Source organism: Streptomyces sp. NPDC042371 (assembly GCF_056437465.1).
Genome location: NZ_JBWKAP010000002.1, coordinates 803,450 through 821,809, shown reverse-complemented (window position 1 = coordinate 821,809; position 18,360 = coordinate 803,450). Strand labels below are relative to the sequence as shown.

The following is an 18,360-nucleotide window of genomic DNA, read 5'->3' as shown; positions in this document are numbered from 1 at the left end:
GGCACCTTCCATCCGTCTCGTCGGTCCTCCGACGAGACGGAACAGCGGACGAGGGAGGGCTACGTGCCGGGCACCAACGGCATTCCGGTGGGGGAAGCGGACGCGGTGAAGCACGTCATCGAGACGCATGGGCTCACCAAGCGCTACGGAAAGCACCTCGCCGTCGACGGGCTCGACCTCACCGTCCCGGAGGGCAGCGTCTTCGGCTTCCTCGGGCCGAACGGCTCGGGTAAGACGACGACGATCCGCATGCTGATGGGCCTCATCGAGCCGACCTCCGGACGCGCCCAGGTCCTCGGCCGCGCCATGCCGCGTGCCACGCGCAGCGTGCTCCCGCACGTGGGCGCGCTGATCGAGGGCCCCGCCCTCTACGGCTTCCTCTCGGGCCGCGACAACCTCCTGCGCTACGACTCCGCCGACCCCACCGCCGACCCGCGGACCCGGCGCGCGCGGGCCGAGGCGGCGCTGGACCGGGTCGGGCTCACCGCGGCCGCGGGCAAGAAGGCGAAGGCATACTCCCTCGGCATGAAGCAGCGGCTCGGGCTCGCCGCCGCGCTGCTCCAGCCGCGCAGGCTCCTCGTCCTCGACGAGCCGACGAACGGCCTCGACCCGCAGGGGATGCGCGAGATCCGCACCCTGGTGCGGGAGTTGGCGGCGGAGGGCACGACCGTCTTCCTCTCCTCGCACCTTCTCGACGAGATCGAGCAGGTCTGCACGCACGCGGCCGTGATGACCCAGGGGCGCCTGATCACCCAGGGACCGGTCGCCGAACTCGCGGCGGGCGCGCGGGGCAGGCTCGTCGTGACGACACCGGACACGGGCGACGCCGCGCGCGTCCTGAAGGAGCACGGCGTGACCGACCTGGCCGTGACGGAGGACCGCGTGACGGGTGAACCACCGGCCCAGGACGAGAGCGGCCGGGAAGTGGAGCTGGCCGAGCTGAACGCCGCGCTGGTCGGAGCGGGCGTCCGCGTCCGCGGATTCGGACTCGAACGGGCCTCTCTGGAGGATGCGTTCGTGGCACTGACGGGAGAGGGTTTCGATGTCGCGGGCTGAGGCCGTTGAGGCCGCTGAGGTCATGGACGGCTCCGGGCCGGAACCGGCGGGCGGCCCGCGGGAGGTCCGTCGGCTCTGGACGCTCGGCCTCTTCCGCAGCGAGCTCGGGATCACCTTCCGCCGCTGGCGGACCCTCGCGCTGCTCGGTGTGCTGGCCGCCGTGCCGATCCTCGTCGGCATCGCCGTCAAGATCGAGACCAGCGACGGCTCCACGATCGGCGGGGGCGGCGACGAGGGCGGGCCCGCCTTCATCGCGCAGATCACCAACAACGGCCTGTTCCTGGTCTTCACGGCGCTCGCCGCGACCCTGCCGTTCTTCCTCCCGATGGCGATCGGCGTCATCGCGGGGGACGCGGTAGCGGGCGAGGCCAACGCTGGAACGCTGCGGTACCTCCTGGTCGCGCCCGCGGGACGGACCAGGCTGCTCCTCGCGAAGTACGCGACCACATTGACGTTCTGCCTGGTCGCGACCCTGGTCGTGGCCGTGTCGGCGCTCGCGACCGGCGCGTTGCTCTTCCCGCTCGGCGAGGTCACCACGATCTCCGGCACCCGTATGGGCTTCGGCGAAGGGCTGTTGCGGGCCCTGCTGATCGCGCTCGTCGTCGCCGTGTCACTGATCGGTGTGGCGGCGCTCGGCCTCTTCGTCTCCACGCTCACGAGCAGCGGCATCGCGGCGATGGCGACGACCGTCGGACTGCTGATCACGGTCCAGATCCTGGACCAGATCCCGCAGCTGCACGGCCTCCACCCGTACTTCTTCTCGCACTACTGGCTGTCCTTCGCCGACCTGATGCGCGAGCCCGTCTACTGGGACGACATCATCAAGAACCTGCAGATGCAGGGGCTGTACGCGGCCGTGTTCGGCTCGGCGGCGTGGGCGCGGTTCGGGGCGAAGGACGTCATGGCGTAGGGGGCCCGTCCGGGGCGCCGCTGTCAGTTGTCGTACGGGTAGCGGGCCAGCGGCGGCTCCTGCGCGAAGAAGGTCTTGGCGCGCGCCAGGGCCTCGTCGTCCTCCAGGACGTGGCCGGGCCGGGTGCCGTTGCCGAGCAGGACGCCGCCGAAGTGCATGGGGAAGAAGGCGGCCGTGCTGCGCAGCGTGCCGATGAGCGGCTCCGCCACCTCCTCCTCGCGGTGCGCGAGCGCCGTCACGCCCCACAGGGTGCGGTCCTTGAGGGTGTCCTTGAAGGCGATCTCCGGAGTCTCCAGCCACGCGTCCCAGTAGTCGAGGTAGCGCTTGACGGTGGCCGACAGCGAGTACCAGTACAGGGGCGACACGATGACGATGTCCGTGGCCTCCAGGGTGGCGTCCAGGAGCGTCGCTTCGTTGTCGCCGGTGGGGCGGGGGCGGGCCCGGGGGCGGGTGCCGTCGTGGCGCCGGTCCTCGAAGTCGGGCAGCGGCAGCTCCGCCAGGTTCAGCCAGCGCTGCTCCACGTCCGAGGGGAGCTGCTCGGCCGCCTTGCGGGCCAGGATCTCCGTGTTGCCCTCGGGGCGGGCGCTGCCGAGGACGAAGAGGAACTTGCGGGTCATGGGATCCCCCTGGGTTGCTTGCGCACGGCGTTGCTTGCGCGCGGCGATTGCTTGCACGTGCACTATATGCACGTGCAAGCAATGCCGTCCAGGGTCAGGGAGGGTGCCCTCAGGGCGCGCCGCAGGGCCTGTTCTGTGAAAGGCCTGCCCTGCGGAGGGGCCTGTTCTACGAGAGGCCTGCTCTACGGGGGGCCTGTTCTGCGAGAGGCCTGCTCTACGGAGAGGCCTGCTCTACGAGGAGAGTCCCCACACCGCGTACGCGACCGCGTCACTGTTGCGGTCGAGCGCGGTCCCGTCGATGTTCGACACGCCGTCGCAGGACGAGTGGTAGCACTTGTCGAACGCCTCGCCTGCCGTCCCGCCCCACTTCTCCGCCTGCTCGGCCGACTTGGTGGTCTCGGCACCGCTGAACACGCCGCCGACCGGCACGCCCGCCTGCTGGAACGGCGCGTGGTCGGAGCGTCCGTCGCCCTCGTCGTCCGGCTCCGTGGCGACGTTCTTGCCCGCGTAGTAGTCCTTGAAGGTCTTCTCGATCGTGGGGTCGTCGTCGTAGACGAAGTAGCCCGCGTTCGGGGAGCTGAGCATGTCGAAGTTCAGGTAGGAGCTGATCTTCGAACGGTCGGCGCCGGCCAGACTGTCGACGTAGTGCGAGGAGCCGACCATGCCGATCTCTTCGGCGCCCCACCAGGCGAACCGCAGGTGCTTGGTGGGCTTGTACTTCTCGCGTGCCACGGTGAGCGCGGTCTCCAGGATGGCGGCGGAGCCCGATCCGTTGTCGTTGATGCCGGGTCCGTCGGAGACGCTGTCGAGGTGGGCGCCCGCCATGACGACCTTCCCCTCGTCGCCGCCGGGCCAGTCGGCGACCAGGTTGTAGCCGGTCTCGCCGCCCGCATTGAACTCCTGGACGGAGGTGGTGAATCCGGCGTCGTCGAGCTTCTTCTTCAGTTGGTCGATCGAGGCTTTGTACCCGGCGCTGCCGTGCGCCCGGTTGCCGCCGTTCGCGTCGGCGACGGACTGCAGGTCGGCGAGGTGGGCCTTGACGTTCTCGACGGAGATGTCGGGAGCGGCGGCCGCCTTCGGGGCGGGTGTCGCGTTGGATATCGCGCTGGTCGTCAGGAGTCCGGCGACGGCTATGACTGCGGCCGCGGCGGAACGTCCGGGAACGGAGAGTTTCATGTGGGGGGCTCCGGTTTCCGTGGGTGACATGCGAACTCGTACGCGGTGTGGCGCTTTGCGGATTGCGGTCTCTGGTCTGTGGGGTTGTGAAGTCCGTTTTGCCGACGGCGAGTTGTGGGGTGCTCGGGGCGTAGGGCCCGTTGCGTGTGACCGTCGACGAGTCGCGCGCGAGTTCGGAGTTGCCTGATGGTGCGGGCGGGACTGAGGTGACGTCAAGACCGCAAAACGGGCAGCGGGTTCCGGATAGCGTGCGTACGCGCGCGGGGACACGCCGCGTCTGTCGCGGTTGCACGCGCGCGTGGAGCTCGTTCGGTGCTCGCATTCACGGGCGTACGTGGACGACCCACCCCGGTGCGTAGGTGCCGGGCACCTGGTGGCGGGGCCAGGTGCGGGCCCAGTCCGGGGGTTCCGCATCGCGCAGGACCAGGGCGGTGGAGCGGCGCGGGTCGCCGGGGCCGCCGGGTGCGCAGCCGGTGGCGTACGCGACGGGGATCACCGAGGTGTTGCCGCGCAGGACGCAGGAAGGGTCGTCCCTGTCCCCGGCTCCGGCTCCGGCTCCGGCTCCGACGCCGTGCTCATGCAGGACTTCGGCGACGCGCGCCCAGTCGCCCCGGGCGCCCGCCTGGATCGTGGCGTTGCTCTGGGTGAGGGGGAGTTGAACGGCGAGATGTCCGAGGAGGGCGAGCCCCAGGGTGGCGGTGGCGACGTACGGCCGACGGGACGCGAGGGCGCTGTCGCCGAGGGCGAGCACGCCGAGGGCGGCGGCCGGGGCGAGCAGGGCGTGGGTGGGGGCGAGGAAGCGCGGAGCGGCGTAGGGGACGAGGAGGAGGTAGGGGAGGGCGACGCACAGGGCGGCGACCACGGCGAGCAGACACCCACGGAGGTCCGCGGCTCGGAGGGCTGTGGCGGCGGCTGAAAGGCCCGTGGCTCGGCGGCCCGTGGTGCTGGACTGCCGCGGCTCGTGGCGCTCTCGGCGCGCCCCGGAGCCGCCCCGCGCGCTCCACCACACCCCCACCGCCACCAGGAAGGGCAGCACCAGCCACCACTCCGCCGCGAGCGGGCAGATGTGGTCGCTGTCGCAGGGGCGGCAGAGCAGCGGCCCGTCCATGACGGTGAGGTGGTGGACGAAGGAGAGCAGGGGGCGCAGGGTCCCCTGCACTTCACTGGCCTCCGTCAGCCGCTCGCGGGGCCCGCCGAACCGTACGTACGCCTCGACGACCCACGGCAACGCGCCCGCCGCGAGCCCGCCGAGCACGGTCAGGGCGCGGCTCCACCCCCGCCAGGCGGGGACCAGCAGGGCGGCGGCCAGAAGGGGGGCGCCCAAGGCGAAACCGTCGTTGGGCCGCATCAGGGTGGCCACGGCGAGGCCGGTGAAGATCCCGGCACAAGTGGCGGGGGACTGGCGCGCCCGGAGGAAGAGGCCGACCGCTCCGACAGCACCCATGGCGGTGTAGTGGTTGGGCATCGCAGCGCTCGCGTAGAACAGCACGAACCACAGGCCGCCGTAGAGCGCGGCGGCGACCGCGGCCGCCGCGGGCCGCCCCAGTGAGCGCAGCCAGGGGCGGAACCCCAGGTAGAGGGCGGTGGTCGAGAGCAGCGTGAGCCACACCCTGAGCAGCACGACGGAGTCGCTCCAGGCGGCCACGGGCACGATGAGGAACGGGACGCCCCGCGTCCGGGGCGCGCTGAACGGCGTGGCGGGGGCGTACGGTGCGAAGCGGCTTGTGTAGACGGTCTCGTCCCAGCCGAGCGGCAGGGTGAGCGGGACGAGGACGAGGGACAACAGGGCGAAGGCGGCGCAGACAGCCAGGAGGAGGTGGTGGGCGCGCGACTGCGATGCCATGCGGACAGGCCTCCCTGATCCGACGTGCCCGACGTGCCCGACATGGCTGACGTGCCCGGTGCGCCCGGTGTGCCTACCCTCGCGGGCAACTGCCCTGGGCGGTCAGTGGACGCAGAACTCGTTCCCCTCCGGGTCCTTCATGATCACCCACTCGCCTCCCGGCTCCTTGACGTGCCGCGCCACGGCGGCGCCCAGCGTTTCGAGGCGGGTCACCTCATCGTCCCGGCGCCCCGGCCCGGTGTGCACGTCGAGGTGCAGCCGGTTCTTGCCGCTCTTGGCCTCGGGTACGCGCTGGAAGAGGATCCGGCGGCCCAGGCCGGTGCCGCTGGCCTCGTCGTACGGGTCGTCGGGGTGCCGGACGGCGATCAGATCCCGCCAGGCCCGGCGGCCGTCGAACTCGAGGGTCGCGGCCTCGGGGGCGGTGCCGAGGCCGAGGAGGCGCTCGATCAGTGCGCTGTTGTCCTCGACCTGATAGCCCAAGGTCTCGGCCCAGAACGCTGCTTGGGCGTGCGGGTCGGTGGCGTCGATGACGAGTTTCCAGTGCAGGGTGGTCATGGTAACCAGCTATAGCGGTTACGCGATGCCGACGCGCGCCACTTCGGCGAACCTCTGTCACCTAGGGGCCGATTGAGGGTCAGGTCGGGGCGGTCCCGGATCGTGCGGGGGCGGTGCGAGCGGCACTCTGGAATGGCTCGGACCGCGAGCGGGACGCGGCCTCCTCCTCGGTGGCCCGCGCGTCGTAGTCGGCCCGGGCCGCGGCGATCTCGTTCTGGTGGTCCTCCGTCCAGGAGACCAGGGCCTGGATCGTGTGGTGCAAGGTGCCGCCGAGCGGGGTGAGTTCGTACTCGACCCGGGGCGGCACGACGGGGTGCACGGTGCGCTTCACGAGGCCGTCGCGCTCCAGCTGTCGGAGCGTGACCGTCAGCATCCGCTGGCTGATGCCGTCGATCTCGCGCCGCAGTTCCGTGAAGCGCAGACGACGACGGTCCAGGAGGGCGATGACCAGCAACGACCATTTGTCGGCCACCCGGTCGAGGATCTGCCGCACCTGGCAGTCCTCGCGGGTGTCCCACTGAAAGGGATCCGCTTCGCCGTAGTCCACGGTGCCCGGGAGGTTACTCGGTGACTTTGAAGTGCCTTCTTCCACGACTCCCGATGCTGGCGCAGGATGCCATTGGTTACAAGAGGGAACCGACCCTCATCCGCGTAACCGCCCCTGCTTGCTGTGCTGCCTGTAAGGAGTCCCGTCATGAGTGCACGCGCCTGGGCGTTACTGCTCGTCCTCTGCGGCACGATCTTCCTCGAAGGCATCGACATCGCGATGATCGCGATAGCGATCCCGGACATCAGGTCCGACCTGGGGCTTTCGACCGGCACGGCCGCGTGGGTCATCAGTGCGTACGTCCTCGGGTACGCCGGGTTCACGCTGCTCGGCGGCCGGGCGGCCGATCTGCTCGGCAGGCGGCGGATGTTCCTCGGCTGGCTGGTGGTCTTCATGGCCTTCTCCGGGCTCGGCGGCTTCGCGACCGAGGGCTGGATGCTGGTCGTGGCACGGTTCGTGACCGGGGTGGCCGCCGCGTTCATGACTCCGGCCGCGATGTCGATCATCACCACCTCGTACGAGGAGGGGCCCGAGCGGAACAGGGCGCTGCTGATCTTCGCCGGGACGTCCGCGGGCGGCTTCTCGCTCGGCCTGGTGGTGGGCGGGCTGCTCACCGAACTCGGCTGGCAGTGGGTGTTCTTCACGCCGGTGTTCTTCGCGGGCGTGATCCTCGCGGTGGGGGTCCGGCTCATTCCGAAGCGGGCGGACGAGGTGGACAGGGCGGGCGAGACGGGCGGGGCGGGCGCGACGGACAGGGCGGGCGAGACGGGCGAGGCCGGGGTGGCTGCCCCGCACGCCCCCCGAGACCCGCACACCCCGCACACCCCACGCGTCCCGCGGCGGTTCGACCTGCCCGGTGCCGTCTCGGCGGCCGGGGCCATGCTGTTGCTGGCCTTCGGTATCGTGCGGCTGGAACACGGCTTCTCCGGCTGGCCGTTGACGGTCGGCGCGGCGGTCGCGGGGCTGGTGCTGGTCGCCGTCTTCGTGCGGGTGGAGCGGCGTACGGACGATCCGCTGGTGCGCCTCGGGATCTTCCGCACGGGGTCCGTGGCGCGGGCCGGGACGGGAGCGCTGCTGTACCTGGGGGCCTTCATGGGCTTCCAGTTCGTCCTGACGCTCTACCTCCAGGAGCTGCGCGGCTGGTCGTCGTGGCAGACCGCCGTCGCGATGATCGTGCTGGGCTGCGACGTGTTCCTGTCGCCGACGCTCACGCCGCGCCTGGTCCGGAGGTTCGGCAACGAGCGCGTGATCTTCGGCGGCTTCCTGCTGGCCACCGTGGGGTACGGCGTCTTCCTGCCGGTCGGCGCGGACTGGCCCTACCTGGCGATGTTCCCGACGCTGCTCCTCGCGGGCCTCGGCTTCGCGCTCACGCTCGGCCCGCAGATGATCGCGGCGACGGACGGTGTGCCGGAGAAGGAGCAGGGCCTGGCGAGCGGGCTGCTGCAGACGGCCACGCAGTTCGGTGCCGCGATCGGGATATCCGCGGTGACGGCCGTCCACGGCCTGGTCTCGGGAGGAATGGGCGGAGGGGGCGGTGGCGGCGCGGATCTGTCCGCGTACCGCGTGGCGTTGATGGTGCCGTTGGTGATGGCGGCGCTGGGTGCGACCGTCGCGGCGGTCGGCGTACGGACGGCAAAGGGAAGGGCCAGCGCCCCGCTCCCCGAGCCCCGGCAGGCCGCTCTACCTGTGTGCGAGGCGAGCTAGGACCCTTCTGCCCCGCACCCCTCAAACCGCGCCCCCCCTCAGACCGCGACCCGCACCCCTCAAACCGCGACCCGCACCCCTCAAACCGCGCCCCCCGCCCCTCAGACCGCGACCCGCACCCCTTAAACCGCGCCCCGCACCCTTCAGACCGCAGCCTCCCGCTCACCCCGCTCAGCGGCGGGCCCGGCCCCGACCTCCGTACCAGCCTCTGCCGCCAACACCCGCGCCGCAGCCAGCCGCCCCGCGTTCCGCCGTGCCGTCCGCAGTGCGTCCCACGTCAGGAGGGAGAGCGCCAGCCACACCAGGGCGAAGCCCGCCCAGCGTTCGGCGGGCATCGCCTCGTGGAAGTACAGGATTCCGAGCAGGAACTGGAAGACGGGAGCGAGGTACTGCAGGAGACCCAGGGTGGAGAGCGGCACCCGGATCGCCGCCGCCCCGAAGCAGACCAGGGGAGCGGCGGTGACCACGCCGGTGGCCGCGAGCAGCGCCGCGTGCCCGGTGCCCTCCGTGCCGAAGACGATGTCGCCCTGCGTGGCGAGCCACCCCAGGTAGGCGACGGCGGGCAGGAACTGGACGGCGGTCTCGGCGGCCAGGGACTCCAGGCCGCCGAGGTTGACCTTCTTCTTCACCAGGCCGTACGCGGCGAAGGTGAAGGCGAGGCAGAGGGAGATCCACGGCGGCCTGCCGTACCCGAACGCGAGCACGAGCACCGCGGCGACCCCGACGCCGACCGCCGCCCACTGCACCGGCCGCAGCCGCTCGCCGAGCAGCAGGACGCCGATGGCGATGGTGACCAGCGGATTGATGAAGTAGCCGAGGGACGCCTCGACGACGTGGCCGGAGTTAACGGACCAGATGTAGACGCCCCAGTTGACGGTGATGACCGCCGCGGCGACCGTCACCAGCAGAAGCCTGCGCGGCTGGCGCAGCAGCTCGCGCGCCCAGTCCCAGCGTCGTACGAAGAGCAGCGCGATGCCGACCACCACGAGGGACCAGGCCATCCGGTGGGCGAGGATCTCGACGGCACCGGCCGGTTTGAGGAGCGGCCAGAAGATGGGGACGAGGCCCCACATCCCGTAGGCGGCGAAGCCGTTCAGCAGCCCGACGCGCTGCTCGTTTCTTCCCGACGTCCCGGCTGCTCCGCTGTCCACGGCTCCTCCTAGGTGCACGGCAGTCCCACTGCTGCCGCACTGAAGGTAGCGCCGCGAACCCCCGCCTGTCATGCCCGTAAACAAAGGACAGTCATGACGGGGGAACCGGTCCTCAGAGCGCCGCGGCGACGGCCTCGGAGAGGGGCGTGGTGGGCCGACCGATGAGCCGCGCCAGGTCGCCGCTGGTCCCGGCGAGCAGGCCTCGGGCGACCGCCGCGTCCACGTCGACGAGGATCGCGGCCATCGGCTCCGGCACCCCGGCGCCGGTCAGCACGGCGAGGTGCTGCTCGGCGGGGACGTTGGCGTACGAGATGTCCTTGCCGCTCTGCGCCGCGATCTCCGCGGCGTACTCGGCGAAGCCCCACGCGACGTCGCCGCTGAGCTCGTACACCTTGCCCTCGTGGCCCTCGCCGGTTAGCACGGCGACGGCCGCCGCGGCGTAGTCGGCACGTGAGGCGGAGGCGACCCGGCCCTCGCCCGCGGAGGCGACGACGGCGCCGTGCGCCAGGACCGGGGCCAGGTGCTCGGTGTAGTTCTCGTGGTACCAGCCGTTGCGCAGGAAGGTGTGCGGCAGGCCGGAGTCGAGGATGATCTGCTCGGTCTCCTTGTGCTCGGCGGCCAGCTCGAAGTCGGCGTCGGGGCCGCCGAGGATGCCCGTGTAGGCGAGGAGCGCGACGCCCGCCGTGCGCGCCGCTTCGACGACCGCGCGGTGCTGCGGCACGCGCTGCCCGACCTCGCTGCCGGAGATCATCAGGACGCGGTCGCCCGCGGCGAAGACGCCGTCCAGGGTCTCGGGGGCGCTGTAGTCCGCTATCCGCAGCTCGACGCCGCGCTCGGCGAGGTCGGCGGCCTTGCCCTTGTCGCGCACGACGGCCGCGATCTCCCCGGCGGGGACCCGGGCGGCGAGCAGCCCCTCGATGACGAGGCGGCCGAGGTTTCCGGTGGCTCCGGTGACGACGATGCTCATGGCTGAAATCTCCTGATGAGTGGCGCTTCGGTGCGGTCTGCCACTCACCCTAGCCGGGGTACTAACTATTCGTAAGTACCCACTTTGAAGTAAGGTACTTGCATGGCCGTAAGTAATGCGAAGCCGGGCACCGAGGCGATGTGCCCCTACCGACTGGTCCTGGAGCACGTCACCAGCCGCTGGGGCGTGCTCATCCTGATCGCGCTCGAAGAGCGCTCGTACCGCTTCAGTGAGCTGCGCCGTGCCATCAGCGACATCAGCCGCGTGAGCGAGAAGTCGCTGACCCAGACCCTGCAGACCCTGGAGCGCGACGGCCTCGTGCACCGCGACGCCAAGCCGGTCATCCCGCCCCGCGTGGACTACTCCCTGACGGACCTCGGCCGCGAGGCGGCCGTGCAGGTCAGGACCCTCGCGGCATGGACGGAGCGGCGCATGGACGACGTGCAGGAGGCGCGCCGGGCATACGACGAGGCCCGGCCCTGAAGGATCAGGACCGGGCCTCGTCGTGCGGAGCCGGGACGGCTAGCCGACGACCGTCCACGTGTCGCCACCCGCGAGCAGTCCGGCCAGGTCGCCCTTGCCGTTCTGCTCGATGGCGCTGTCGAGCTGGTCGGCCATGAGCGTGTCGTAGACCGGACGTTCGACGCTGCGGAAGACGCCGATCGGGGTGTGGTGCAGCGTGTCCGGGTCGGCGAGCCGGGAGAGCGCGAAGGCCGTGGTCGGCGACGTGGAGTGCGCGTCGTGGACCAGGATGTCGCCCTCGGTCTCCGGCGTGACGGCGACGACCTTGAGGTCGCCGGTCACCGCGTCGCGTACGACGCCCTTCGATCCTTCGGTGCCGAAGCGGATCGGCTGCCCGTGCTCGAGGCGGATCACCGCCTCCTCGGCCTGCTGCTTGTCCTTGAGGACCTCGAAGGCGCCGTCGTTGAAGATGTTGCAGTTCTGGTAGATCTCCACCAGCGCGGTGCCGGGGTGCTCGGCGGCCTCGCGCAGCACCGAGGTGAGGTGCTTGCGGTCGGAGTCCACCGTGCGTGCCACGAAGGAGGCCTCGGCGCCGATGGCCAGCGAGACCGGGTTGAAGGGCGCGTCCAGCGAGCCCATCGGCGTCGACTTGGTGATCTTGCCGACTTCCGATGTGGGGCTGTACTGGCCCTTGGTGAGACCGTAGATCCGGTTGTTGAACAGCAGGATCTTCAGGTTCACGTTGCGGCGCAGGGCGTGGATCAGGTGGTTGCCGCCGATGGACAGCGCGTCGCCGTCACCGGTGACCACCCACACGCTCAGATCCCGCCGCGAGGAGGCCAGACCCGTCGCGATGGCCGGGGCGCGGCCGTGGATGGAGTGCATCCCGTACGTGTTCATGTAGTACGGGAAGCGGGAGGAGCAGCCGATGCCCGAGACGAAGACGATGTTCTCCTTCGCCAGGCCCAGCTGAGGCATGAAGCTCTGCACCGCGGCCAGCACGGCGTAGTCACCGCAGCCGGGGCACCAGCGCACCTCCTGGTCGGACTTGAAGTCCTTCATGGACTGCTGGGCCTCGGCCTTGGGTACCAGGGAAAGCGCTTCGATCGTGCTCCCGGTCCCCTCCGGTCCGGCCGTTTTCGTGTCAGCCATCGATGGCCTCCTTGAGAGCCGTGGCGAGCTGCTCGGCCTTGAACGGCATTCCGTTGACCTGGTTGTACGAGACGGCGTCCACCAGATACTTCGCCCGGATCAGCGTGGCGAGCTGACCGAGGTTCATCTCGGGGATCACCACCTTGTCGTAACGCGCGAGGACTTCGCCCAGATTCCGCGGGAACGGGTTGAGGTGGCGCAGATGGGCCTGCGCGATGGACTCACCCGCGGTGCGCAGCCGCCGGACCGCCGCGGTGATCGGCCCGTACGTCGAACCCCACCCGAGGACCAGCGTGTCGGCGTCGCCGCCTGCGTCGTCGACCTCCAGGTCGGGCACCGCGATGCCGTCGACCTTGGCCTGGCGGGTGCGGACCATGAAGTCGTGGTTGGCCGGGTCGTACGAGATGTTGCCCGTGCCGTCCTGCTTCTCGATGCCGCCGATGCGGTGTTCGAGGCCCGGCGTGCCCGGGATCGCCCACGGGCGGGCCAGCGTCTGCGGATCGCGCTTGTAGGGCCAGAACACCTCGGTGCCGTCGGCCTCGGTGTGGTTCGTCCCGGAGGCGAACTGCACGCGCAGGTCGGGCAGTTCGTGGACCTCGGGGATGCGCCAGGGCTCCGAGCCGTTGGCCAGGTAGCCGTCGGAGAGCAGGAACACCGGCGTCCGGTACGTCACCGCGATCCGGGCCGCCTCCAGCGCCGCGTCGAAGCAGTCCGCCGGGGTCTTCGGCGCCACGATCGGCACCGGCGCCTCGCCGTTGCGTCCGTACATCGCCTGCAGCAGGTCGGCCTGCTCGGTCTTGGTCGGCAGGCCCGTGCTCGGGCCGCCGCGCTGGATGTCCACGATCAGCAGCGGCAGTTCGAGGGAGACGGCCAGGCCGATGGTCTCCGACTTCAGCGCCACACCGGGCCCCGAGGTCGTCGTCACCGCCAGCGAGCCGCCGAACGCGGCGCCCAGGGCCGCGCCGATGCCCGCGATCTCGTCCTCGGCCTGGAAGGTCCGCACGCCGAAGTTCTTGTGCTTGGACAGCTCGTGCAGGATGTCCGAGGCCGGGGTGATCGGGTAACTGCCCAGGTAGAGCGGCAGATCCGCCTGCTTGCCCGCCGCGATGAGACCGTACGACAGGGCCAGGTTCCCGGAGATGTTGCGGTAGGTGCCGGTCGCGAACGCCTGGGAGGCCGGGGCGACTTCGTAGGAGACCGCGAAGTCCTCGGTGGTCTCGCCGAAGTTCCACCCCGCGTGGAACGCCGCGATGTTCGCCTCGGCGATCTCCGGGCGCTTGGCGAACTTGGCTCGAAGGAACTTCTCCGTGCCCTCGGTCGGCCGGTGGTACATCCACGACAACAGCCCGAGCGCGAACATGTTCTTCGAGCGCCCCGCGTCCTTGCGGGAGAGGTCGAATTCCTTCAGGGCCTCCACGGTCAGCGTGGTCAGCGGCACCGGGTGCACGCTGTAGCCGTCCAGGGAGCCGTCCTCCAGCGGGGAGGTGGCGTAACCGACCTTCTGCATGGCGCGCTTGGAGAACTCATCGGTGTTCACGATGACCTCGGCGCCGCGCGGCACGTCACCGATGTTCGCCTTCAGCGCCGCCGGGTTCATCGCCACCAGGACGTTCGGGGCGTCGCCCGGCGTCAGGATGTCGTGGTCGGCGAAGTGCAGCTGAAAGGAGGACACGCCCGGCAGCGTTCCGGCCGGTGCGCGGATCTCGGCGGGGAAGTTCGGCAGCGTCGACAGGTCGTTGCCGAAGGACGCCGTCTCTGAAGTGAAGCGGTCACCCGTGAGCTGCATACCGTCACCGGAGTCCCCCGCGAAGCGGATGATCACCCGGTCCAGGCGCCGCACGTCTTTGTCACCTGCGGGCTTGCGTTGCTCTCCGACGAGTGCTCCGTCGGCCTGCTCGGCTTGGCTACTGACCTGGCTGGTCACTGAACTGGACCTCCCTCGAGGCGACTGAGCGGAATCGCCGGGACGACCGGCACTCCCAAGGTCCACCCTACGTCTGTAAGGGTCGCCTTCCTGGGGTTGTTCGCATGGTGGATGCACTTCTGAGACACCGTGTTGCACTGCTTTGCCATGGTTTGCCTCGCCCCCCGGTCCTTCATGGATGACGCTCCCCGCTCATCCTTTGGTTCTAGGACTTGCTTCCCGTGACCTGCTTCCGGCCGACTCCGGCCGCCTGTGACGCTGCGCGACTTTCCGTGACCCGCCGTGGCCTTCCCAGCTTCCGCACCTGCTCCCGCCGCTGTTCCCGCTTCCGCCCCCGCTGGTCGCGCCCCTCGATCCCGGTGTCACCCGACCGTGTCCCGGGAGTGTCCGGGCGGGCCCCTCGGTGCCCCTTTTCGGGGGTTCCGCGGCACCCGACCGGTACTCCAGTGACGCCCGACCGGGACTGTGGCCACAGCTCCGGACCGGCGCCTTCCGCCGCATCTGACAGGGTGTCAGTTATTCAAGAGTTGAGGTAGGTGAGGACCGCGAGCACGCGTCGGTGATCCCCGTCACTCTGGGACAGGCCGAGCTTCAGGAAGATGTTGCTCACGTGCTTCTCGACGGCGCCGTCGCTCACCACGAGCTGCCGGGCGACCGCCGAGTTCGTCCGTCCTTCGGCCATCAGGCCGAGTACCTCGCGTTCGCGCGGAGTAAGCCCCGCGAGCACGTCCTGTTTGCGGCTGCGGCCCAGCAACTGCGCCACGACCTCCGGATCGAGCGCAGTGCCCCCGTCCGCCACCCGCACCACGGCGTCGACGAACTCCCGCACCTCGGCGACCCGGTCCTTGAGCAGATAGCCCACGCCACGGCTCGAACCGGCCAGCAGCTCGGTGGCGTACTGCTCCTCGACGTACTGCGAAAGGACCAGGACCCCGAGCCCCGGATGCTGATGGCGCAGATACACCGCGGCGCGCACGCCCTCGTCGGTGTGGGTCGGCGGCATCCGCACGTCGGCGACGACCACGTCCGGCAGGGCGTCCTGCGCGGCGAGGTCGGTGATCGTCTTGATCAGGGCCTCCGCGTCACCCACCCCGGCGACGACGTCGTGCCCGCGGTCGGTCAGCAGCCGGGTCAGGCCCTCCCGAAGCAGCACTGAATCCTCGGCGATGACCACCCGCACTTTGTCCTCCACTTTTTGGCCCCCCGGCACTTTTGTTCCCCCGGCGCGCTTGTCCGGCCCGGATCGGTCCGACATCGGTTGTGTCAGCCGAACACATGGCGCCGAACGCGGGCGCCGAACACTCGGCACCTCAGTATCGCGCGATCCGCCGCGGCCCACCGGCCCGCTCGCCGGACTGGTGCGCCGGTGGCCCACCGCGCGCAGCGCGCCGCCCCCGGCTCGGTGTACGAACCGGGGGCGGCGCGCTGCCGACGGGAACGCGTGTGCGGGTGGGCTCAGCTCAGGCCTGTCGCCACGGCAGTTCCGCCGTGATCGTCGTCGGTCCGCCCACCGGCGAGTCGACGACCAGGATTCCGTCGACCGCGTCGAGCCGCTCCGCGAGCCCCGCGAGGCCGGAACCCGCCGACACGTCCGCGCCGCCCGCCCCGTCGTCGGTCACCTGGAGCATCAGCCGGTTCTCGGCCCGCCAGACGTCGACGCCCGCGGCCTTGGCGCCGCTGTGCTTGCTGATGTTCTGCAGCAGCTCGGAGACCGTGAAGTACGCGATGCCCTCGATGGCCGCCGCGGGACGGCTGGTCAGGTCCACCTCGACGTGCACCGGGACCGTGCAGCGGGCGGCCAGCGAGGAGAGGGCGGCGTCCAGGCCGCGGTCGGTGAGGACGGCGGGGTGGATGCCGCGGGCCAGGTCGCGCAGCTCCTGCAGGGCCACCTTCACCTCGCCGTGCGCCTCGTCCACCATGCGCGCCGCGGCCTCCGGGTCCTCGGTCAGCTTCTCCTTGGCCAGGCCCAGGTCCATGGCGAGGGCGACGAGGCGGGCCTGTGCGCCGTCGTGCAGATCGCGCTCGATGCGGCGCAGGTCGGCGGCCGCGGTGTCCACGACGACGCCGCGGTCCGACTCCAGCTCGACGACGCGGGTCGCGAGCCGCGAGGGGCCGAGCAACCCGTAGACCAGCACGCGGTCCACGGTCGTCAGGGCCCGCAGGATCCACGGGGTGGCCAGCGTGACGAGGAGTCCTGTCGCGGCCGTGATGCCGATCTCGAAGGGGTTGTCGAGGTAGATGCGGTGGCCGTCGTCCCCGCCGTACAGCTGGATGCCGTCCTGTCCGCCGTACATCGGGAAGAGCCAGAACCACAGCGGGTACGTGAGCATCAGCCAGCCGTACGACCAGAAGACGATCGCCACCGTGAACGAGAAGATCGACCACGGCAGCATCAGCAGCGAGTACAGGACGTGCCGCCAGGACGCGCCGCTCTTGAGGATCGCGCCCATCAGCGCCATCGGACCGCCGCCCTTGGGGCGCAGCTGCTCCGGCGACGCGACGTCCAGGCCGAGCAGCCCGCGCGCCCGCGCCCGCTCCAGGGCGCCGATGCCGCGGCAGCCCGCGAGACCGGCCGCGAGCACCGGGATGCCGATGAAGGTGATCAGCAGGCCCGCGCCGAGCGAGAGCATGGTGATGGCGAAGACGAAGGACATGATGCCGATCGGCAGGCTCAGCATCGTGTAGCCGAACTCCCGCCAGGTGCGGGCCTCGACGGGGGCCCGCAGTCCGGCGGGCAGCCGGTGGCTCCGCCGCTCCTCGACGTCGGTTCCCCGGAAGTCCGGCCGGTCCATGTGCGGGTACCCCTGTCCGTAGTCCGTGGCCATCGTTGCCGTCCGTTTCTGCGTCTGTGTCGGTGTGGTTCCAGATTCGCCGGTGCGGCGGTCCACGACCATGGAGCGGGTCGGCGTCTTCGACCGGGGGTTTTCCCTACCTTTGAGGGCTGGGGGGACGGGGTCCGTCACTTTCGGGCGCCGGGCGCGGCGTCCGTCGAGCGGTCCCGCCACGGCAGCTCCGCCGTGATCGTCGTGGGCCCGCCCTGGGGCGACTCGATCACGAAGAGCCCGTCGACCGCGCCGAGCCGGTCGGCGAGGCCGGACATGCCCGTGCCGCCGTCGAGCCGCGCCCCGCCGCGCCCGTCGTCCCAGACCTGGATGAGCAGCCGCTCGTCCGCCCGCCAGACCTCGACGCTCGCGGACCTCGCGCCGCTGTGCTTGCTGACGTTCTGCAGCAGCTCGGAGACCGTGAAGTACGCGATGCCCTCGATGGCCGCCGCCGGGCGCGCCGGGAGGTCGGCGGTCACCTTCACGGGCACGGTGCAGCGCGAGGCGACCGAGGAGAGCGCCGCGTTCAGGCCGCGGTCGGTGAGGACGGCGGGGTGGATGCCGCGGGCCAGGTCGCGCAGCTCCTGCAGGGCCAGCTTCACCTCGCCGTGCGCCTCGTCGACCATCGAGGCCGCGGCGTCGGGGTCCTCCAGGAGCTTCTCCTTGGCGAGGCCCAGGCCCATGGCGAGGGCGACGAGGCGGGCCTGTGCGCCGTCGTGCAGATCGCGCTCGATGCGGCGCAGGTCGGCGGCCGCGGTGTCCACGACCACGCCACGGTCGGACTCCAGTTCGGCGATCCGCCGCTCCAACTCGTCGGAGGGGGAGAGCAGTCCGCGCACCATCGCCCGGTCCGCGTTGGCGAGGCCGCGCACGATGAAGGGCAGCACGGGCCAGAGCACGAAGAGCCCGACGGCGGTGATGGCGAAGGTCAGCACGCCCCAGGGCAGCCGGATGAACCCGTACAGCATGGTGCGCCAGCCCACCGGGTCCTTCAGGTTCGACCACAGCCGCCCGAGGAAGCTCTGCCCGCGGTGCCCCGGCATCGGACTCGGCTCGTCCACCTGCACGCCGAGCAGTTTCCTGGCCCGCGCCCGCTCGAACCTGCCCAGGAGGCGCGCCCCGAGCAGCCCCATCGCGAGCAGCGGCAGACCGATCACCGTCACCGTCAGACCGATGCCGACGGACAGCACGCTCACCGCGTAGACGAACCCGACGACCCCCATCGGCAGGTTCACCAGGAGGTGGGCGATCTCCTTCCAGGTGTACCGGCCGTACGCGAAGCGCGCGGGTGGCGGCCGGTCGTCTTGCGGGGGCGTGGTGCGTGCGGTCATACGCGCTAGGGTGCCCGGCCCGACGCCGCAATGCCATGAGGGCGGCCGCCGGGGCGACCGGGGGATAACCCCACCTCGCCGAATCGTGGGGTGACAGGTCCGCGAACCGAGCGGTTGACCGATCCGTGAACTGAGCGGTTGAC

At 70.8% G+C, this 18,360-nt stretch carries 15 protein-coding genes and 1 pseudogene; 4 read left to right on the top strand and 12 right to left on the bottom strand.

From position 1 onward, the window contains the following. The first annotated feature begins 63 nt into the window (after positions 1-63). Together AC068B_RS09575 and AC068B_RS09570 are read left to right on the top strand one after the other, a co-directional pair. Positions 64-1,056, top strand: a complete 993-nt coding sequence (locus tag AC068B_RS09575; protein ID WP_478670187.1) for an ABC transporter ATP-binding protein — start codon at positions 64-66, stop codon at positions 1,054-1,056. Further along, a complete protein-coding gene (locus AC068B_RS09570) occupies positions 1,043-1,966 on the top strand; it encodes an ABC transporter permease (RefSeq protein ID WP_478670185.1) in 924 nt (307 codons plus the stop codon). Before AC068B_RS09575 ends, AC068B_RS09570 begins: the two co-directional genes overlap by 14 nt. A gap of 23 nt (positions 1,967-1,989) precedes the next feature. On the opposite strand, the gene AC068B_RS09565 is transcribed toward AC068B_RS09570, so the two are convergent. The 5 genes and pseudogenes from AC068B_RS09565 to AC068B_RS09545 form a co-directional block, all read right to left on the bottom strand. After that, positions 1,990-2,583 (bottom strand): flavodoxin family protein, encoded by a 594-nt coding sequence (locus AC068B_RS09565; RefSeq protein ID WP_478670184.1) that lies wholly within the window; start codon positions 2,581-2,583, stop codon positions 1,990-1,992. 231 nt (positions 2,584-2,814) lie between these two features. Next, positions 2,815-3,759, bottom strand: a complete 945-nt coding sequence (locus tag AC068B_RS09560) for a M28 family metallopeptidase (protein ID WP_478670182.1) — start codon at positions 3,757-3,759, stop codon at positions 2,815-2,817. 322 nt (positions 3,760-4,081) lie between these two features. Further along, on the bottom strand, positions 4,082-5,602 hold the full coding sequence (locus tag AC068B_RS09555; RefSeq protein ID WP_478670180.1) for a hypothetical protein: 1,521 nt from the start codon (positions 5,600-5,602) through the stop codon (positions 4,082-4,084). Between the two features lie 102 nt (positions 5,603-5,704). Next, a complete protein-coding gene (locus AC068B_RS09550) occupies positions 5,705-6,157 on the bottom strand; it encodes a VOC family protein (RefSeq protein ID WP_478670179.1) in 453 nt (150 codons plus the stop codon). A gap of 160 nt (positions 6,158-6,317) precedes the next feature. Beyond that, positions 6,318-6,749: pseudogene (locus tag AC068B_RS09545) on the bottom strand (winged helix-turn-helix transcriptional regulator); the annotation flags it as partial. Between the two features lie 102 nt (positions 6,750-6,851). On the opposite strand from AC068B_RS09545, the gene AC068B_RS09540 reads away from it, so the two are divergent. Continuing rightward, a complete protein-coding gene (locus AC068B_RS09540) occupies positions 6,852-8,408 on the top strand; it encodes an MFS transporter (protein WP_478670177.1) in 1,557 nt (518 codons plus the stop codon). Positions 8,409-8,551: 143 nt separating this feature from the next. Here the strand turns inward: AC068B_RS09540 and rarD are convergent, their stop codons facing one another. After that, the gene (gene rarD, locus AC068B_RS09535; protein ID WP_478670176.1) at positions 8,552-9,559 is read right to left on the bottom strand and encodes an EamA family transporter RarD; all 1,008 of its coding nucleotides are present in this window, start codon (positions 9,557-9,559) and stop codon (positions 8,552-8,554) included. A 112-nt stretch (positions 9,560-9,671) separates the two neighbouring features. Continuing rightward, positions 9,672-10,526: an SDR family oxidoreductase gene (locus tag AC068B_RS09530; protein WP_478670174.1), complete on the bottom strand. Its 855-nt coding sequence runs from the start codon at positions 10,524-10,526 to the stop codon at positions 9,672-9,674. 102 nt (positions 10,527-10,628) lie between these two features. Between AC068B_RS09530 and AC068B_RS09525 the strand changes: the two genes are divergently transcribed. After that, the gene (locus AC068B_RS09525; RefSeq protein WP_478670172.1) at positions 10,629-11,009 is read left to right on the top strand and encodes a winged helix-turn-helix transcriptional regulator; all 381 of its coding nucleotides are present in this window, start codon (positions 10,629-10,631) and stop codon (positions 11,007-11,009) included. Positions 11,010-11,048: 39 nt separating this feature from the next. On the opposite strand, the gene AC068B_RS09520 is transcribed toward AC068B_RS09525, so the two are convergent. From AC068B_RS09520 to AC068B_RS09500, 5 genes are all read right to left on the bottom strand, one after another. Next, a complete protein-coding gene (locus tag AC068B_RS09520; RefSeq protein WP_478670171.1) occupies positions 11,049-12,140 on the bottom strand; it encodes a 2-oxoacid:ferredoxin oxidoreductase subunit beta in 1,092 nt (363 codons plus the stop codon). Then, positions 12,133-14,064, bottom strand: coding sequence for a 2-oxoacid:acceptor oxidoreductase subunit alpha (locus tag AC068B_RS09515; RefSeq protein WP_478670169.1), 1,932 nt, complete (start codon positions 14,062-14,064; stop codon positions 12,133-12,135). Before AC068B_RS09515 ends, AC068B_RS09520 begins: the two co-directional genes overlap by 8 nt. A 520-nt stretch (positions 14,065-14,584) precedes the next feature. Then, complete coding sequence (locus tag AC068B_RS09510; protein WP_055568996.1) at positions 14,585-15,244, bottom strand: response regulator transcription factor; 660 nt, start codon at positions 15,242-15,244, stop codon at positions 14,585-14,587. 280 nt (positions 15,245-15,524) lie between these two features. Continuing rightward, the gene (locus AC068B_RS09505; RefSeq protein ID WP_478670167.1) at positions 15,525-16,889 is read right to left on the bottom strand and encodes a sensor histidine kinase; all 1,365 of its coding nucleotides are present in this window, start codon (positions 16,887-16,889) and stop codon (positions 15,525-15,527) included. Positions 16,890-17,023: 134 nt separating this feature from the next. Further along, positions 17,024-18,217 (bottom strand): sensor histidine kinase, encoded by a 1,194-nt coding sequence (locus AC068B_RS09500; RefSeq protein WP_478670165.1) that lies wholly within the window; start codon positions 18,215-18,217, stop codon positions 17,024-17,026. Positions 18,218-18,360 lie beyond the last annotated feature (143 nt).